Source organism: Paenibacillus sp. 19GGS1-52 (genome assembly GCF_022369515.1).
Taxonomy (GTDB): domain Bacteria; phylum Bacillota; class Bacilli; order Paenibacillales; family Paenibacillaceae; genus Paenibacillus_AQ.
Genome location: NZ_CP059724.1, coordinates 2,079,112 through 2,098,085, shown reverse-complemented (window position 1 = coordinate 2,098,085; position 18,974 = coordinate 2,079,112). Strand labels below are relative to the sequence as shown.

Below are 18,974 nucleotides of genomic sequence, written 5' to 3'. Positions count from 1 at the left end.
ACCTCCAATGCCTAGGCTATGTCTCAATCATGACTATGAAACGAACGCCATCCTCTATGTTCTCTGCACGATAGTGAAAGCCATGCTTATCTAAAATGCTTTGAATAATAGACAAGCCTAGGCCCGTGCCTCCAGTCTGCCTATTCCGTGAAAGCTCAGACCGGTAGAACCGCTCCCAGATCGTCCCCAACTGCTCCTCAGGGATCTGTTCGCCCTTATTCTCAATCGAAAAGATATTTGTCCTCTCTAAACCTGTAATATAAAGAGTTATTGGACTACCCTCATCAGCATGCCGAATAGCGTTAGTAACGAAATTAAAGACAACCTGTTCCATCCATCCAAAATCAGCATTTATCGGAAGTTCATTGACAGGTATAATTACAGCCTCCAACCTCTTTTGCTTCAGCAAGTGAACCATCTTATCCAAGATATTCTCTATTAACTCACTCAGCAAAAAAGTTGTCTTTCGGAGCTTTATAGTCCCAGATTCCAGCTTGGCCAAATCCAGCATATCCTTAACAAGAGTTTCCATTTTCCCGGACTCCTCTATAATTACCTTGACATAATGATCCTGTTTTCCGGCACTAACTCTGTCCTGCAAACCCTCAGCAAATCCCTTAATAATACTGAGTGGTGTTTTCAATTCATGGGAAGCGTTAGCAAAAAAGTCTTGTTGGACGATCTCCATTCTCTGCTTATGCTCCATATCTTCAACCAACTGCTTGTTGGCTTCCTTTAACTCACGCAAAGCAACATCCAGATTCTGTGACATTGTAAACAGACTGTTGGACAGGCTGCCCAATTCATCATTTTGTATAATGGGCAGTTGAGCCGAGAAATCGAGATGAACCATTCGTTCTGCCGTCTTGTTCAGACTAATCAGTGGCCGGGTGACTATCTTAGAAAAAAACAGCGAGAGAATGAGAATAAGTGCAAATCCTCCGATCCCTAGATACAGGTAGAACCAGCGCAAAGCTTCATTCGTATCACTAACCTCCTGCAAGGAGGTGACCGTGAACAATAAATCGATATTTCCTGCGCTTTGTTGTGCTGGTTGAATAATTACAGTATTCCGTATACCACTCCATGAATCTGTCCACTCTTCTTCCAGCCTCTCAAGCCGTTTCAACTTCTCTGCCCGTGCCGGGGATAGAGGAAACCATTCTTCCAGCGCTTCGAACAACAAGCCCTGCCGTTGAGTGGATTTGATATCGGGAAGTATAATTTCAGTGACCGCTCCCGAAATCGTAGTCAAATCTCCCTCTGTCAAATCTCCAACTTGCATAGATCCACGTTTATAAATACTTACGGGATAAATCTGATTAGAGTAAGATAAATCACCCATATCGCCTTCGCCTTGAATGGTCAATGGGTCACCTGGTTGAATACCGAGCGCTCTCAATTCATCTCCATACTGACTCATGAACAGGGAAAGTGGCAGAACGACGAGCTCACCATCATCCTTTTTCAATTTGATTTGAAAGGGATCATCCAGTTTCACCTTGCCATCCAGGGTTACAATTGCTAATTGAGTTTTATTACGCAGCATAAAGCGGGCTGCCTCCCGAGAAACCGTGCTGCCGATTGACCGCTCTCCTGCATAGCTTAAGGCAAAGTTCTTCAACTGCTTCTCTACCCGATTTGTTTTTTGATTTTGATAAAAATTGTCAAAAAATAATAGCTGACTCAGAATAATCATTCCGTAAAAACAAAGAAAGCACACAACGGTCATAACAAAAAGTTTGAATGTAACTCCCCGTCTCCTCATGCCTCCTCCTCAAACTTATAACCTGTACCAATCACTGTACGTATATGACGAGATTCGTTACCCAATTTGCTTCTTAGTTTTTTGATATGTGTATCTACCACACGAGAGTCACCATCAAACTCAATCCCCCATACCCTTCTGAGTATCGTATCCCGTGAAATGACAATTCCCTTATTATATATCAGTAGCCGCAACACCTCATATTCCTTAGGTGTAAGCTCCACCTCGATCTGATTTACATCCAGACGATGAGCCATCGTATTAAGAACAGCCGTACCAAACGACAGTATCTGTCCTTCCGGCAAATGACCGCCTTCTATCCGCTTCATCAGGGCATTTGCCCGGGCAACCAATACCTTGGGGCTAAATGGCTTAGTTACATAATCATCTGCACCCAACTCAAACCCCAGGATTTTGTCGTCATCACCGGATTTAGCTGTGAGTAAAATAATAGGAACACCTGAACAGCTTCGTACTTGTCGACACACCTCAAACCCATTCAGCTTGGGCATCATGATATCCAGGATGACAAGATCTGGATTCAATGAATCAAACCAGATTAATGCATCCTTTCCATTATCAGCTTCATGTACCTCCCAATCGTTCTGAATGAAATAATCGGCAATAATTTCACGAATACGAATCTCATCCTCAACGAGAAGAACCCTCTTTTTCATCTCGTCCTCCCTTCTATCACGATACATAATATCATTTTAATGAATTGATATGTTCTTCATGTGTCTCTTTCATTGATCTTTTTTCCTGAACAGAAAAAAGCCTGTCCACTAGGAACAAGCTCTAGATAACTGAATTTATCTCTTCCTTTGCCAAGGGATAGAATCTGGCCCGGCTAGATCAGTCCGATTAAATCTCGGCAAGCGTCATTTTTCAGAAAGACCGGAATAACATCGAGAGGCGCGGCAGCGGTGATTCTCTGGCCGCCCTCGTACACAAGCCCGCTGTGCAGTTCCGTCCACTTCGCTTCCGCAGGCAGGTACACCTCACGCTCACAGACATCCTCTTCCATCACAGGAGCTACCAGAATATCTGCTCCGAACATGTACTGATCTTGTAATTCCCAACAGTATTCCTCTTGTGGAAACTCGTAGAACATCGGACGGATCAGCGGAGATCCATTCTCATGTGCTTCCTCCATCAGCCTGCGGGTATAGGGGCGCATAACCTCACGCAGATTCATATATTTCACAAGGATGGGGTAGACTTCCTCCCCGAAACTCCAAACCTCATTATCTCCTCCAGAAAATAGAGCTTCGCTCCCGTCCTTGCGATATATATTCTGCATGGACTTTCGGTCACCATGCAGACGCATCACCGGACAGAAGGCGCCGAACTGGAACCAGCGCACCAGCAGCTTGCGGAAGCTTTCGCTCTCCGGATCGCCACCGCTGAATCCTCCGATGTCCGTTGTCCACCAAGGAATACCTGCGATGCCCATGTTCAGCCCTGCACATACTTGGCGGCGGAGGGCTGTCCAAGAGGAATGGATGTCGCCCGACCAGACCAATGCACCGTAGCGTTGACTGCCTGCCCACGCGCAGCGTACAAGATTAACAATATTCTGCTGTCCTTCAGCCACCATGCCGTCATAGAACGTGCGGGAGAATAATTGAGGGTAAACGTTGCCGATTTGCACATTGGGTCCCATCTTATAACGATAGTTGTCAAAGTCATACACACCATATTCTGGCTCCGCTTCATCCAGCCAAAATAATTGAATTCCACTATCATAGTAGTTCTTCTTGCACTTATCCCAGACATACTTGCGTGCCTCCGGATTTGTCGCATCATAGAAAACACTCTCGCCCCCGAAGCGCATACAGATATTCACACCCATTTCGGGCTTTACAAGCAGATTTTTCTGACGCATTTCCGCAAAATTTTCGCTTTCCAGATCGATTTGGGGCCACACGGACACCATGAGCTCGATCCCCATACTTTTGAGCTCATCTGCCATCGCTTTGGGATCAGGAAAAAATTCTTCTTCAAAGCGGAAATCGCCCATCTTAGGCCAGTGAAAAAAATCGCATACGATAACGTCGATCGGCAACCCTCGACGCTTGTATTCGCGCGCCACCTCTAAGAGCTGCTCTTGGTTCCAGTAACGCAGCTTGCATTGCCAGAAGCCGAGCCCATATTCAGGCATCATCGGCACATGGCCGGTAGCATTCGCATAATTGGCCTGAATGCTTGCAGGGGTGTCGCCCGCTGTAATCCAGTAATCCAGCTGTTTGGTGCTTTCGGCGACCCATTCGGTGACATTTCGTCCAAAGCTGGCCCGGCCTACAGCTGGATTATGCCATAACAGCCCGTAACCCAGGCTCGACAGCACAAAGGGTACACTTGCTTGCGAGTTGCGATGCGCTAGTTCAAGGTTACAGTACTTTAAGTTCAGAATGTCCTGCTGGTACTGACCCATACCATACAGTTTTTCTGTATCGTCGGACTCAAAGCTGGCAGTTAAGCGGAAGTCGCCACCGATAATAGGCTTAAACTTGCGTGCAGAGAGATTGAGGCAACCGTGACCGTCCAGTTCTTGCAGAAGTAGACGCCCTTCTTGATTGTAATAACTGACCAGGCAATTTTTCGTCCAGTCGTTTTGCTTCAATACCGCTTTAATATTTCCATTACGAATAAAAGCTTCACTGCCGTCAATACCTATCTCAACCTCGCAAACCTCCTGCGCAAGCAGCGCAAAATCGGTGTCGATAATCTCGCCCATCATCGCGCTGCGCACCCGAAAGCTGTCTTTCCCCCAGGGCTCAATACACAGTGTCTCCCCATTCCCCTGCCATATCAGCTGGTTTCCTACTCTCTGATACATATCCATGATTCCACCTATCCCTTTCTATATATTACCAATCATTGTACGAACCTAAATCCTTATAAATCGGTATCTCGCCGAACAGTACAATCTATATTTTCCACTTTGTTCCGGATGGCATTTCGGTAACTTTTAGGCGTGTAGCCATAAAACTTCTTGAAGATTTCCGTAAACCGATTAATATTGCAAAATCCGGTCATCTCAGCAATTTCCATAATCTTTTTATCCGTTGTCTCCATCAGCGTGACGGCTTCCGAAATTCTATATTCATTTAGAAAATCCATGGGTGTGAGATCAAATTGCTTTTTCATAAACCTGCAGAAATAGGAGGGACTCATATTGACCTGCTTCGCCATTTCCGTAAGTGAAATATGCCTATTGTAATTTTGCTGAACATACCCCAGCGTTTTTTTGGCCAGTAAAGAGTTGTGCCCAGCATTAGACCGCCTTATGGTCTCATCGGTACCCTCAACAGCAACCTTTTCCAGAAGATAGAAAATCTCCAACAGCCTCGCTTTTACTAACAGTTCATAACCCTGAGGCTCCTGCTGATAGATGTCACGCACGCCCTCCAACAGTGAAAAAATCTTCAGTTCCTGGTCCATTTCGCGCGTAATCAACTTAGGGTAACATCTTTTCTGCAGAAATAACGGCAGGATATACTGCTGCTGAATCAGATCATTCTCGAGGCTGGAAACAAAATTGAAATGCACCAGCACCGCATAGAACACGATTTCCTCCCGCCCCTCCCGGCTTGCGGAATGCAGCAGATTGGGTTGGATGAGCACGATCTCGCCACTGCGCACCGAGAACTTGTCTTGCCCCACGTGAAACTGTAAGCTGCCCTTGACTACAAACAGCAGTTCAAGTTCTTCATGCCAATGTGAATATAATACCGAATTGTTCATCGATGGGACCTGTGTCATGTGTACACTCATACGGAACTGACGGCTGCCATGAACCAGCATTTCCTCCATGTCCCTCGAAACAAGCTCATCTATAATCTCCAAATGTTCAAGAGTTCTTTTCATAAGGCACCTACCTTCCTACTTGGCAAGGTTCTGTGCGCAAATGCGTATCAGCCCTTAACCGCCCCTATCATAACACCCTTTTCAAAGTACTTTTGCAGAAATGGATAGATTATTAATACGGGCACAGTCGACACAATAATCACCGCATATTTGATTTGATCCGCGAACTGCTGGGCGTAACTGCCCGCGCCTGCACCTGCGCCTGAACCGGCTCCGCCGGCAAATGCCTGATTGGACAGCAGAATATTGCGCAGAATGATCTGCAGAGGCTGCAACTCATCCGAGTTTATATACAGTAGTGCACTAAAAAAGTCGTTCCAGTGACCCACCATATAATACAGGGAAATAACTGAGATGACCGCTTTGGAAAGCGGGATGACAACGGAAATAAAATAACGAAAATGTGAGCATCCATCCAATACAGCCGCCTCATAGAGCTCCTCTGGAATAGAACTCTCAAAAAAAGTTCGTGTAATGATTAAATTAAAAACACTGAGTGCACCGTTCACAATCATGATCCATGGCGTGTTCAGCAGATGCAAATCACGGATGAGCAGGTAGGTTGGGATCATTCCACCGCCAAAGTACATCGTGAACACGAACAAAGGCATAATGATTCTGCGCGCCTTAAACTTCTTATGGGCAAGTGCATAAGCACAAGGCAGCGTAACTATTAGATTCAGCAGTGTTCCAAGTACCGTATAGATAACGGTGTTAAGATACCCTTGCCAAATACGCGTGTCTTTAAAGATCTGCTCATAGCCGTAAAAATTAATATCTTTGGGCCAAAGAATGACCTGTCCTTGATTGACCATGGTGGAGTTGCTGAATGAAGCGATAACTATAAAATATAATGGATACGCCACAACTATAAATGCAACAATGCTGACCACCACCACAACAGCCGTATACAGCCGGTCAGCCAAACTTCCTGAACTGACAATAGCGTGTGAGGTCTCTACTTTATTGCGAGTCATAGATTCCCCTCCTTTACATTAAGCTGATATTGGATTTTTTCTTAGCAAACGTATTTGCCAGAATCAGGAACAGGAAGTTAACAAGGGTATTGAATAAACCGACGGCTGAGCCAAAGCTGAATTGATTCGACTTAACTCCGACGTTGAACACATAAGTTGAGATAACCTCTGATACCGATTTGTTGAGACTGTTCTGCATGAGGAAGGTCTTCTCAAAGCCCACACTCAAAACTCCACCCATATTCATAATCAGTAGAATAATAATGGTTGGAAGGATCGCAGGGATTTCCACATGCCAGACGATCTTCCAGCGGTTCGCACCATCGATTCTGGCTGCATCATACTGCTGGGTATCCACAGAAGACAGGGCCGCGATGAAGATAATGCTGTTCCAGCCGCAAGACTGCCAAATGGCTGAAATAACGTAAACCGGAACAAACGCCCCCGGAGAGCCCAAAAGATTGATATCGGCGGGGATCAAATCCAGCGTTTTCAGAAGGTCATTGATGAGACCCGTGGTAGGCGAGAGCAAAATTTGCAGCAAAGCCACCAGAACAACGGTTGAAATGAAATAGGGCATGTAAACGGTAGTTTGCAGTAAGCGCTTACGTCTATTGCCTCGAATCGAATTGACGACAAGAGCCAGAAGAATCGGCATAGGGAAACCTAGCACAATGGAGAAAAAAGCAATCACAAAGGTATTTCTAAGGGTGGGCCAGAACATTGGGCTGTTGAAATACTGATCGAAATACTTCAAACCGACCCAGTCACCGCCCGTAAGCCCTTTGCTAAAATCAAAATCCCTGAAGGCAAGTTGAATGCCATACATCGGTCCATAGCAAAAAACTGCGATATAAATGACAGCAGGAAGAACCATGAGCCACAATTGATAATTAGCTGCCCATCCGTTCAAGAACCCCTTACCTGGAGCAGGTTGGATTTTTCTGGCCAAGTGTGCTGGTTTCATTGAAAGTTCCCCCTCATTTTACGGTCGACAAATACTCTTGGTAGGCTTTTTGACGGATTTCCAGGTTTTGGGCCAGACCGGATGTCTCGATAGATGTGACATACTCGTTCCATTCACTATCAATGTCCACATTTGTAGTCATCCACTGAGCCCACTTCTGATCGGTGATATTGTTAATGTTAGCCTGGTTCATGGCCATGGCATTGGTGTCCTCCATACTGTATTTCATGAACACCTGCGGATAAACGTTAGTTAGTGGATCGACCTTCTTCAACAGATCATCATAAACTGACTTTTCTTTCAAAACACTCTGCATGTCCGTACCCAGAATCAATTTGCTTTTTATATCGTCCGCAATATACATGGGTCCATTATCTGCGAAGGTAGTCGTCCATTTCCATGAACCGGGATCAAGTGAAGAATCCGCTGGAGGAAGGACCTGATACGTGCCATCTCCGTTATCCTTGATACCTTTATCCGTATCATTCATACCGCCAAACAGGACCTGCATGCTGACAGTTGGCTCATAGAACGCGTCAATGAATCTCATAGCTGCATCTTTATTTTTGGATTTGGCACTAAGCGAAATCGCATTATCTCCATAGTTCTGATAGTAGTTGTCGTTGCTCCAGTATAGTTCTTCCGTGGAATCTGCATGCTGCTTGAGTTGTGGCAAGGTGATGTACTGATCCTTCAACTCGTTGCCCACACGGTCACTAGTCTCCCAGCCCCATGTAAAACCGACCTTTGCGGTGGTGCCACTGCCACGGGCAAGTGACTGGTATTTAGAGTAATCCTGTGTGACTACTTCTTTGTTGATGAGATTTTCACTGTACAACTTCTGCAAGAACTGCATCAACGTTTTGAAACGGTCATCCACATAGAAATCCTTGACCTGAGCGTCTTCTGTAAAATATCCATCGGTCACACCATTCGACAAAGGAAGTCCAAGGCTGCCTAGTAGAAGCTTTGGTGTGAAATCCCAGCCCATCGGGTTGAAATCCATCGGAACCTCATCTTTGTTGTCGCCATTCTTATTGGGGTCACCATCGCGGAAAGCGATAAGCACCTTCTCAAGCTCATCCCAGGTGGTGGGAACTTGCAGACCCAGATTGTCAAGCCAGGTTTTATTGATAAACATGGATGCGGTGGAGCTCGGCCAGATGCCTTTATATCTCGGAGCACCATAAATTTTTCCATCTAATTGGGTAGCAAGCGCTTTCAATTCAGGGCGTTCGCTGAACATCTTTTGTATATTGGTGCCGCTCTTGTCAATCAGTGGGCTAAGATCTTCAAACAATCCGTTAAACTGAACAAAATCCGAATTTTTAGTCGCATTAAACAGTAAATCCGGGATTTCACCGCTTGCAAATAGAGCACTTTTCTTCTGATCCCAGTCTGCGGAGATCTGTTGCCATTCGATCTCCACGTTGGCTTTCTCTTCCAGATCCGTGAGCCACTTCATTTCATTCACATCTTTAGTTAACGAGTGTTTCACAAAAATGGCTGTCAGCTTTGTTTTTTCAGTAGTGTTGTTCGTGCCGGGATCACTAGTCTCTGAACGGTTTGAACTACTGCACCCCGCCAATGACGCGATTACGATACATCCAGTCAACAATGCCGTAAGGATTCCTCTTACTCTCATTACTGATGCCCCCTTAGTTTTTCATAGCTACTAATATTTAAGCGCTATCCTAATTTTACTCTCGCTCTTTTGCATTGTCTCACCGTATATTGCCTTATGGTCATCGTATATTGACCTATTCAATCCTTTCGACAGTTGCATGATCGTTTCTCTCTCCTTTGTTTCTCCACCATCAGCTCATGATCCAGCCTTTTTCTTTTTTTGATCTCACCGTATCAAGTAACCCGGCAGCAGAAAGAGCCCGCTATTAGCGGGCTCTTTCTGAGTAAATATACAATTAATACTATAAGTGCTTCACGATGGTTTGCGGATCAGAGACCGTTCTTGGAATCACAACCACGCCCCTCTTGATTATCAACGCTTACTGAGCTCCCACTACAGGATGCGGAACATACAGTTCTTCAAGGAATGATATTTCTTCAGAAGTTAATTTCACCGATAAAGCACCCACAGCATCTTCGAGCTGCGATAGCTTTGTCGCCCCCACGATAGGAGCCGCTACTGATTCTTTCTGCAGCAGCCATGCAAGTGCGATATGAATGCGGGGAACGCCGCGCTTCTCTGCAAGTGATGCCACTCGCTCAATGATCAATCGATCTGCATCCGCAGTCGAATCGTACTTTGATTTTTGAATCTGATCCGTTTCCGATCTATACGTGGTTTCTGACACATCGCGGATCAGTCTTCCTGATGCTAACGGACTGTAGGGAGTGGACGCAATTTTTTGGTCCTTGCAAAGCGGCATCATTTCCCGCTCTTCTTCACGGTAGATGAGATTCATATGATTTTGCATGGATACAAATCGAGTCCAACCATTCTTTTCCGCTACATGCAGGGCCTTTTGAAATTGCCATGCGAACATGGCAGAAGCGCCGATATATCTGGCCTTTCCGGACTTCACCACATCGTGTAAGGCTTCCATGGTTTCTTCAATCGGTGTATTGTAATCCCAACGATGGATAATGTAAAGATCTACATAATCGGTTCCTAGTCTCTTCAAGCTTTTATCGATTTCACTCAAAATGGATTTTCGGGAAAGCCCCGCGCCATTTGGACCTGGATGCATACGCCCCCAGACCTTTGTAGCGAGAACAATCTCATCCCGATTCGCATAATCCTTTAGAGCCCGTCCAGTAATCTCTTCACTGGTTCCACTGGCATAAATATTCGCTGTATCAAAAAAGTTTATCCCGAGCTCAAGAGCTTTTTTGATGATAGTGCGGCTATGCTCTTCGTCCAGCACCCATTGATGCCCTCCCGGCTGCACGTCTCCAAAGCTCATACAACCCAAGCAAATCCGGGAGACATCCATGCCTGTATTGCCAAATTTAGTGTATTCCACAAAGCAACCCTCCATTTTCGAATCTCTTAATCCCTACAGTTTATCAAACCATTCATCATCGACTGCTTCCAACCAATCTGTCGGTCCTGGTGTCATGGCCAGGTGTACAAACCAGCTATCCTTTGTTGCGCCATGCCAATGTTTCACATGAGGGGGAATATTGACCACATCACCTGTTGTGAGCGAGCGGGCAGGTTGCCCCTCTTCCTGATACCAGCCATTGCCGCCGGTGACTAACAGAACTTGTCCAACCTGATGAGTATGCCAGTTATTGCGGGCCCCTGGAGCAAAGGTTACATTTCCAATCGCGGTATTCAGAGGCGTTGGATCTGTAAACACCATTTGCAAGTAGGCGTCACCGGTAAAGTAGGCATCAAGCTTTTCTCCTAACGGAAAAATAGTGCTATTGCTAAGATGTTCATTTTTCATCGTAATTCCTTCTTTCATTTATAGGTTCTATTATCTGCTTATTCTCCCACAGGAAAGTCTGTGGAAGCCGCAAGTGCGGTCTGCGTTTCGAAATCGGCAACACGTTCCTTAAGCGTTGAAATGGTGACTGCCAGTGCTTGAGAGCCGAGTACCATCCTGAGCGGCGCCGGTTCTTGTTGGGCACTCTCTATGATACGGGCAGCCATCCGCACGGGGTCACCTGGAGCCTGGCCATTACTAGCGTCCAGCATTTTCAAAAAGCCATGAGCCGGGTTGCCTTCGTATTCTGGCATCAGGTTTGCTACCTGTGCGCTGCCATAGCGGAATTCGGTACGGGCTCCACCAGGCTCCACCAATGTAATCCCGATGTTAAAAGGTGCAACCTCTTGAGCAACCGACTCACAGAAGCCTTCAATACCAAACTTGGTGGCGTGATACATGGAATTACCCGGAAAGGCCACCTGCCCACCATAGGTGGATAGTTGGATAATACGGCCACCACCTTGAGCACGCAAATGCGGCAAAGCTGCCCGGATCAGCTGAATCGATCCCGTCAGATTGGTCGCAATAATATGATCCACCTCGGCATCAGAGAGCTCCTCCGCAGCGCCGAAAAGGCCATAGCCGGCATTGCTTACGATAACGTCGATACGTCCAAACTTCTCAAAAGAGCCCTCTACTAGCTTTTGAATTGCCGGAACATTGGTTACATCCAGTAACTCGCAGGTAAAGGTATCCGGAAACTTCTTGATGAAGCCCTCTACCTTGTTTTTATCACGAACAGTACCGATGACCTTGTCGCCCTTCTCAAGTAGCTGTTTGGTCATTTCATACCCAAAGCCGCTGCTGACACCTGTAATAAACCATGTACGATTTTTCATAATAACTCCTCTTTTATTCCGATTTAGCCACTGCTTCATTCACCATAAACTTGGATTCATAACCTGGAAACAGCCGTTCATGATACTTTTTTGCAGCTTCCGTAAGTTCCATGGTTTGCACCTCCAGTGCATTCAAATATAAAGAATTATAAGGTAGACATATCGATTACAAACCGGTAGCGGACATCACTGCTGAGTACACGCTCATAAGCTTCATCAACCTGGTCAGCACGAATGACTTCGATCATAGGAGCGATACCGTGCTCAGCCGAAAAGTCGAGCATCTCTTGGGTTTCTTTGATACCGCCAACGTTCGATGCAGTAATACTCCGCCGCCCGGCGAATAAAGAGAAAACATTATATTGATCCGGCTTGTTTGGCAGACCAAGATTGACTAATGCCCCATCCACATTAAGAGTGGAGAGAAAGGCATCAACGTTTATGTTCGCTGAGACTGTGTTTAAAATAAGATCAAATTGACCAGCCAGCTCAGTAAATGTAGCGGGGTCAGTCGTTACATAATAGTGATCAGCTCCAAACGCCAGGGCTTCATCTTTTTTGTTCATACTCTGACTCAGAACAGTAACTTCAGCACATAGCAGCGGACTCGCCACATCCAGTCCCAAGCTGTCCGGAATACGTACCACAAACTTATCTTTAACAACGATTTTCTGGCTGTAACCGCCATAGGTTAAGTTTCCATCATAACCAATGGAATTAAACACGACGACTACACCTTTTCTGCAAAACTGCTCTTCACCTCTCCGGCAAAAGTCACATTCTCCGCAGGAGTCAACAAAGCAGCCCACGCCAACCCGATCACCAACAGCGAATGTTGTTACATCACTGCCAACAGCTGCAACAATGCCTGCAATTTCATGACCTGGAACCATCGGAAAAACGCCTCTGCCAAAATCATTATGTGTATTGTGAATATCCGAATGGCAGATGCCGCAATATTTAATATCGATTAAGACATATCCGCCCGCAAATCTCTCCGTTGTATGGTAGTTTGTTCAAATGGTGCTTTTGCCTCAGGGACACTCAGTACTCGAGTCGAAATGTTTGTGTGATGGTTACACATATTACAACAACCCTTTCTCAATATAATAATAATTCGGACATTAGTAACGTCGCTACCCATTGACGATATTAAGCACAGTTACTTTAATGTGCACATGTCTATTATTATATTCCAATTAAGATTGTTGCCAATTGTTAATTTCATGCGATTTGTATATTAATGAAAAGAAAGAAGGAATGTGTTCATTATCTACAGTATTTTCATGATTTATTGATTTATATATATTGATAAAATAATATACACCTGTTTATAATTATAACTATGTACAAAATAGAATCTGTTATTTGTGATTATTAGTGATGACAAAAGAAAGTACGGTGAGCAATATGCCTAAGGTGGATAGAAGAATTCTTAAAACCCAGGAAGCCTTAAAAACAGCAATTCTTGAACTTATGACGGAGAAAAGCTTTGACGATATTACCATTCAGGATCTTTCAGATAGAGCAAACGTCAGCCGTGGAACGATATACCTTCACTATATGGATAAATACGATTTGCTGGATAAACTCATCCAAACTCATATCGAAGAACTCCGGGTAAGATGCGCAGCAGCAGCCGATTTGGATTTTGTAACGGGGTCAGTGATTTGGACGGAATATTTTGAATCTAATTACGCATTTTTCTCCACGATGCTGGCGAGCAAAGGAGCGCCCTTCTTCCGCACTCGATTCCTGGAATTTCTAATTGAAGAGTTCCAAGACGAAGTTGATAATGCCCAAGGGAAAAACGAAGGGTTAAATAAAGATCTTGTCGTTCAATTTGTGGCTTCTTCGTATGTGGGTGTAGTCGAATGGTGGTTTACAAACGAAAGACCTGTAACTCATATCGTATTAGCGGAACAGTTGGGAGGATTGTTGGAAAGAATATGTGAGTAGAAAAAAGCCATCTGCTGAAGTTGGGATGATCCCCACTTAGACAAGCACTGAATAGGAGTCCTAGACTGCCACTATTTATATTGAGTGTCATCGTCGCTTTTGCTTTTTCATTTTTCATTTTTCGTTTGTCATACCCCCCACCTCAGACCGTCAAATCATTTTCTGATTTTATGTTAATCGCTTCTTCTAGAAGCCGTTGGAGGATAGCCGCAAAAACGGCGATAACCAACGAAGCAAAAATGATGACGAGTCCCATTAATCCAATAGGAGGGTCAACTTTCTTCGCTATAAAACGAAAAAGCGGCATACCTAATACATACAAACCACTGATTGCAATCGCACAGCACTTTATGTTCTTTAACGCCTTTACAGATAATTCTGAGAACGCTGTGTTCTCGTCAATGTATCGTAAAAGATTGAAAGCCTGATAGAGAGCAAAGTAAAAAGGCACAGCCGCTCCATACATCACGATGAACACGAGATATTTCATCAAGGGAATATTTGGATATAATTTCGCTGCGAAATTCGCCATATGGGGCACTAAAAATATACACAAAGCAAGCACTGCACTTCCAGCCAGAAAAATAATTAATTTTAAGATATGGGTTGAACCTCGTTTAACATTCATTTACAACACCTCATCACGTATTTACTATTGTTGTTATATGAGTGTCTTGGTCATTATAATATCTATTTGTTCTTCATCACCCATATAAAAAGAGTGGGCCCCTGTTTGAACAAAATTCATTTTTTCATAAAATGTAATTGCATTCTTATTTTTTTCCCAAACTCCGAGCCAGATCTTCTCTTTATTCTGTTTCATTGCTATTTCTATAGCTTTATGGATTAGAACGCTACCAAGCCCCTGTTTATGAAATTCCCCCCTGATATAGATCCGCTCGACCTCAAGCGAATTATGGCCCATTTTTTCAGATTGAGTATCATTAATGTTTACCTTTAAATACCCGGCAATTACATCGGTAGAATAAATAAAATAAAATTCCGAAGAGATATATGATAATTCTATTTCTAATTGTTTTAAATTAAATGCTTTTTCCAAGTAGACTTCCATATTTTTAGGTGAATTTTGATTCTTAAAGGTCTCATTAAAGGTTTCCACACTAATTTCTTGAAGTAAACCTAGATCATCAAATGTGCACTTTTTTATATTTATAGTCATTTCATTCCCCTCCTTTTACCCAATCAATAATTTCTCTTTTTTCCTTTTTTTACAAACTCCCAGTCTTTCTCTACATTTTTCCTGACTCTTTGCAGCAGGTTAAAAACCGTTTCCGCTTCACTTTCAGAGAATCCTGATAGTGCGACACTATTGGAATAATCGTTTTCCTTTTTTATAAAAGGGTACACATTCTTCCCTTTCTCCGTAGGAACTAGTTTTTTGATTTTTTGATTATATTGATCATTATTTTTTTCAATAAATCCATTAATCTCTAGTTTCTTTATAGCACGAGCAGCTGTTGTTCGGTCTACCTTGATCATTTCAGCTAACTTTTCTTGAATAATTCCTGGATTTTCACATATTCGCACGAGATACAAGTACTGCCCTTTTGTAAGGTCATATTTTTTAAATTCTATATTACTTACAGAATCCAACGCCCTAGCAATCATTCCAACCTCACGTAAAATACCCTTCATAATTACAACTCCAAAAAAATCAACAAACTTCTCCATATTGATTAGCCCGTTAGAATAGTGACTGGATTAACGCCTGCGGTGGATATCGAATGGTAGACTCAATCCGCTGCTTTTATTCAAGCAGTTCACAATTCCGTAACTAATTGCTCATTGCGCATTTTTGCCCTTTGCGCAATAATAACTTAAGTGAATTGAGTTCAGAATGTTCTCTTGACCAAGAAAGGAGGATTCATCGAATTTGAACCCCAAGCTGACGCTGCGTGATAAAAAAAAAGAAGCCACTGCCTATGCATTAACCGAAGCTGCCTTTGAGCTTGCGCTTGAGAAGGGCATGGACAGTTTCATCGTCGATGATATTGTCCAGAAGGCTGGCTTTTCCCGGCGGACCTTTGCTAATTATTTCTCGTGCAAAGAGGAAGCAGTAGCAGAGTATTTTATAGGTAGTGTTACTAATGAAGATGAGAAAATGCTGTTAGACGGTTTGGCCCCGGATGCAACGCCACTGGATGCCTTATACAAATTGCTCAAGCTGCAGTTTACTTCTGAGTTTCTGCATAAATTGCAGCAGTTCGTATTGCTCGCAAATCAGTATCCGTCGCTTGAGCCTTATATTCTCAGCGTATTCCGCCGTTTGCAAGTCACTGCTCAGGAAGTGCTCGAGCAATTCTCCCATGGACGCTATGCAGACGGATATACCCATCTTCTTGCCGGTGCTGTCTACGGGGCATTTGTACCCCTTCTGGACGGACGGCTTAACGTCATGCTGCCGGGCGAAGCACAGCATGAAGACTCCGATGCCATATCGTTCGATCAGTATTTGAATTCCATGTTTACTTATTTGCGCAACGGCTTTTAAACCAGAGATAAAAAGGAGAAACCATCACATGTCTACATTTCTATACCGATTAGGAAAATCAGCTTATTCCAAGCCATGGTACTTCCTCATGGCCTGGATCGTCATTCTCGGTGTTATAGGCGCCATGCTTGGTGTCAACGGTATCCAGTCCAGCTCGGAAATGAAAATTGAGGGCACGGAATCACAAAAAGTATTGGATATGCTGGTTAAGGAGCTTCCTGCTGCTGCCGGCGGCCAGGCGAGCGTCGCTTTCACAGCACCGGACGGAGAACGTCTGGATACGCCCGAACGGGTAGCACTACTCCAAAAAGCCATTAATGATGTCTACAACATGGAGTACATCATCAACCCTGCTAAACTGGCAGCCCAAGCCGCTGCTGCAGGTCAATCCGCTACGGCGGATCAGTCTGCTGCTGCTGATCCTTCGGCCGCGGCGGATCAGTCTGCTGCTGCTGATCCTTCGGCCGCGGCGGGTCAGCCTGCTGCTGCTGATCCTTCGGCCGCGGCAGGACAAACTGCCCCTTACGGCCCGCTGATGGCTGACGGTGTTCCTATTCCCGGCGTCATGCTGTCCGGGGACGGTAGCATCGCCCTATTCCAGTTTCAATTCACTGTTCAGCAGACGTCGCTGCCCGCATCCGTACCGGATAACATTATCAGCACCGTGACCGAAGTCGAGCAGGCAGGCTCCGGCATCACGGCCATTCCGAGCGATTCGCTGAAGAGCATTCCAGCCATCGGATCGACAGAAGTGGTGGGCGTTGTCGTTGCTGCAGTGGTGCTGTTTATTACGCTTGGCTCGGTCGTTGCCGCTGGGTTGCCGCTACTCACCGCGCTCCTCGGCGTAGGAATCAGCGTCGGTGGTGCGTTTGCCCTCTCAAGTATTATCCAGATGAATGACATCACGCCAATTCTCGCTGTTATGATTGGTCTGGCTGTCGGCATCGACTACTCATTGTTCATCGTAAACAGACAGCGGCGACTCATTCTCGATGAGAAATTAAGCGCTGGCGAAGCGGCAAGCCGGGCATTGGGTACCGCCGGCAGCGCCGTCTTCTTCGCCGGTCTGACCGTAATTATCGCCCTCTGCGGCATGCTAGTTATCGGCATCGGCTTCTTGTCGACCATGGCACTCGTTGCCGCTGCCAGCGTTCTGGTCAATGTCCTGCTGGCACTAACCCTGCTGCCTGCGCTGTTGGGTCTGGTCGGTGAACGGATCTGCACAGCCAAAGCCCGTACGAAGAGCACTCTCTCCGGAAATAAAGCCAGCCACGGGTTCTCGCACCGTTGGGCGAACATTACAGTGAAATACCGTTGGGTCATCATTATTTTGGTTGTCCTGGTTCTGGGAACAGCGGCAATTCCAGTTACCAAAATGGAACTGGGCATTCCGTCCGGTGCCTCGGCCAACTTAGATACTCCGGCACGCCAAAGCTATGACATCATCTCCAAAGGCTTCGGTGAAGGCTTTAATGGACCACTGCTACTCGTAGCTCAGCCGAACAACCCGTCCGATAAAATTTCAATGGAACTGCTCGGTAAGCTGGTTCAGGAGATCCAAATGCATGATAACGTCACACTGGTGTCCCCCATGGGCGTCAATGCAACCGGTGATATCGCCATTATCAGCCTGATCCCTAAAACAGGCCCGACAGATACAGCGACAAAAGATCTGGTGCAGGATCTGCGCGATCCCGCTTCCAGCATCGCAACTGGGAATAACATCAAGCTCGGCGTGACCGGCTTTACCGCCATCAATATCGATATGTCATCCAAGCTTTCCACTGCTTTCCCTCTGTATATCGGCATCATCGTGATCCTGTCACTGATCATCCTGCTGCTTGTCTTCCGGTCGATCATCGTTCCGATCAAAGCAACCGTCGGCTTTATTCTCAGCATTCTAGCTACCTTTGGTCTGACTACAGCTGTCTACCAGTGGGGTTGGCTGCATTCCCTGTTTGGTTTCGATACAGGAGGACCACTGCTCAGCTTTATGCCGATTCTGGTCACCGGCATTCTGTACGGGCTGGCAATGGATTATCAGGTATTCCTGGTCAGCTCTATGCGTGAAGCTTATGTCCACGGACGCCATGGCAACGAAAGCGTCGTTCACGGCTATGATCTCGCCAGCCGGGTCGTGCTTGCCGCAGGCGTAATCATGGTCTCCGTCTTTGCCGGCTTTATCTTCGCTCCTGATGCGATGATCAAGCAGATCGGCTTCGCCTTGGCCTTTGGTATCCTGATCGATGCCTTCATCATCCGTATGACACTCGTTCCGGCCGTAATGTCGGTCTTCGGCGACAAAGCCTGGTGGCTTCCGAAATGGCTGGACCGTCTGCTCCCGAATCTCGATGTTGAAGGCGATAAGCTGCTCACCAAGCTGCATGCCGAGCAAGGACATAAGAAATAACAAAACGGACAGCATCATCGCCGTCCGTCCAAATTATTCAAGAGCAAAGCCTGCGGACATTGTCTGCAGGCTTTGCTCTTTTTATATTAGAGCTTGTTAACCCGGAATTCTTAATCTTCATCAGCTATTGGACCTAAGCTCCTTACTTCTCCACTGTTCGTCAGCTTGAAGGTAATTAACGATACCTGCTATCTTGGCAAACCCTGTGTCC

Annotated in this window: 16 protein-coding genes and 1 pseudogene; 3 read left to right on the top strand and 14 right to left on the bottom strand. The window is 45.4% G+C overall.

What is annotated here, in order from left to right; genetic code table 11:
- Positions 1 to 16: 16 nt before the first annotated feature.
- From H1230_RS09840 to H1230_RS09790, 11 genes and pseudogenes are all read right to left on the bottom strand, one after another.
- On the bottom strand, positions 17 to 1,768 hold the full coding sequence (locus tag H1230_RS09840; protein WP_239715296.1) for a sensor histidine kinase: 1,752 nt from the start codon (positions 1,766 to 1,768) through the stop codon (positions 17 to 19).
- A complete protein-coding gene (locus H1230_RS09835; protein WP_239715295.1) occupies positions 1,765 to 2,445 on the bottom strand; it encodes a response regulator transcription factor in 681 nt (226 codons plus the stop codon). Before H1230_RS09835 ends, H1230_RS09840 begins: the two co-directional genes overlap by 4 nt.
- 173 nt (positions 2,446 to 2,618) lie before the next feature.
- Complete coding sequence (locus H1230_RS09830; RefSeq protein ID WP_239715294.1) at positions 2,619 to 4,610, bottom strand: glycoside hydrolase family 31 protein; 1,992 nt, start codon at positions 4,608 to 4,610, stop codon at positions 2,619 to 2,621.
- Between the two features lie 59 nt (positions 4,611 to 4,669).
- Complete coding sequence (locus H1230_RS09825) at positions 4,670 to 5,641, bottom strand: AraC family transcriptional regulator (RefSeq protein WP_239715293.1); 972 nt, start codon at positions 5,639 to 5,641, stop codon at positions 4,670 to 4,672.
- A gap of 47 nt (positions 5,642 to 5,688) precedes the next feature.
- Positions 5,689 to 6,618 carry a carbohydrate ABC transporter permease gene (locus H1230_RS09820; protein ID WP_154118729.1) on the bottom strand — a complete coding sequence of 310 codons (930 nt, stop codon included), beginning with the start codon at positions 6,616 to 6,618 and terminating at the stop codon, positions 5,689 to 5,691.
- Positions 6,619 to 6,631: 13 nt separating this feature from the next.
- Complete coding sequence (locus H1230_RS09815) at positions 6,632 to 7,585, bottom strand: ABC transporter permease (RefSeq protein ID WP_239715292.1); 954 nt, start codon at positions 7,583 to 7,585, stop codon at positions 6,632 to 6,634.
- 13 nt (positions 7,586 to 7,598) lie between these two features.
- On the bottom strand, positions 7,599 to 9,230 hold the full coding sequence (locus tag H1230_RS09810) for a type 2 periplasmic-binding domain-containing protein (protein ID WP_239715291.1): 1,632 nt from the start codon (positions 9,228 to 9,230) through the stop codon (positions 7,599 to 7,601).
- Positions 9,231 to 9,591: 361 nt separating this feature from the next.
- Positions 9,592 to 10,572: an aldo/keto reductase gene (locus H1230_RS09805; RefSeq protein ID WP_239715290.1), complete on the bottom strand. Its 981-nt coding sequence runs from the start codon at positions 10,570 to 10,572 to the stop codon at positions 9,592 to 9,594.
- Between the two features lie 33 nt (positions 10,573 to 10,605).
- Positions 10,606 to 11,001: a cupin domain-containing protein gene (locus tag H1230_RS09800; protein ID WP_239715289.1), complete on the bottom strand. Its 396-nt coding sequence runs from the start codon at positions 10,999 to 11,001 to the stop codon at positions 10,606 to 10,608.
- Between the two features lie 38 nt (positions 11,002 to 11,039).
- Positions 11,040 to 11,882 carry an SDR family oxidoreductase gene (locus H1230_RS09795; protein ID WP_239715288.1) on the bottom strand — a complete coding sequence of 281 codons (843 nt, stop codon included), beginning with the start codon at positions 11,880 to 11,882 and terminating at the stop codon, positions 11,040 to 11,042.
- A 146-nt stretch (positions 11,883 to 12,028) separates the two neighbouring features.
- Positions 12,029 to 12,966: pseudogene (locus tag H1230_RS09790) on the bottom strand (NAD(P)-dependent alcohol dehydrogenase).
- 326 nt (positions 12,967 to 13,292) lie between these two features.
- On the opposite strand from H1230_RS09790, the gene H1230_RS09785 reads away from it, so the two are divergent.
- Complete coding sequence (locus H1230_RS09785; protein ID WP_239717236.1) at positions 13,293 to 13,841, top strand: TetR/AcrR family transcriptional regulator; 549 nt, start codon at positions 13,293 to 13,295, stop codon at positions 13,839 to 13,841.
- A 142-nt stretch (positions 13,842 to 13,983) separates the two neighbouring features.
- Here H1230_RS09785 and H1230_RS09780 read toward each other — a convergent pair whose 3' ends face one another.
- Genes H1230_RS09780 through H1230_RS09770 form a run of 3 tightly spaced genes read right to left on the bottom strand, consistent with a single transcriptional unit; the run spans position 13,984 to position 15,497 of the window.
- Positions 13,984 to 14,469, bottom strand: a complete 486-nt coding sequence (locus tag H1230_RS09780) for a DUF2975 domain-containing protein (RefSeq protein WP_239715287.1) — start codon at positions 14,467 to 14,469, stop codon at positions 13,984 to 13,986.
- A gap of 33 nt (positions 14,470 to 14,502) precedes the next feature.
- Positions 14,503 to 15,021 (bottom strand): spermidine/spermine N(1)-acetyltransferase, encoded by a 519-nt coding sequence (gene paiA, locus H1230_RS09775; RefSeq protein WP_239715286.1) that lies wholly within the window; start codon positions 15,019 to 15,021, stop codon positions 14,503 to 14,505.
- Between the two features lie 23 nt (positions 15,022 to 15,044).
- The gene (locus tag H1230_RS09770; RefSeq protein WP_239717234.1) at positions 15,045 to 15,497 is read right to left on the bottom strand and encodes a MarR family winged helix-turn-helix transcriptional regulator; all 453 of its coding nucleotides are present in this window, start codon (positions 15,495 to 15,497) and stop codon (positions 15,045 to 15,047) included.
- Between the two features lie 238 nt (positions 15,498 to 15,735).
- On the opposite strand from H1230_RS09770, the gene H1230_RS09765 reads away from it, so the two are divergent.
- The gene (locus H1230_RS09765; protein WP_239715285.1) at positions 15,736 to 16,353 is read left to right on the top strand and encodes a TetR/AcrR family transcriptional regulator; all 618 of its coding nucleotides are present in this window, start codon (positions 15,736 to 15,738) and stop codon (positions 16,351 to 16,353) included.
- Between the two features lie 28 nt (positions 16,354 to 16,381).
- Entirely contained in the window at positions 16,382 to 18,763 is a 2,382-nt protein-coding gene (locus tag H1230_RS09760; RefSeq protein ID WP_239715284.1) for an MMPL family transporter, read from the top strand.
- Positions 18,764 to 18,974: the final 211 nt, after the last annotated feature.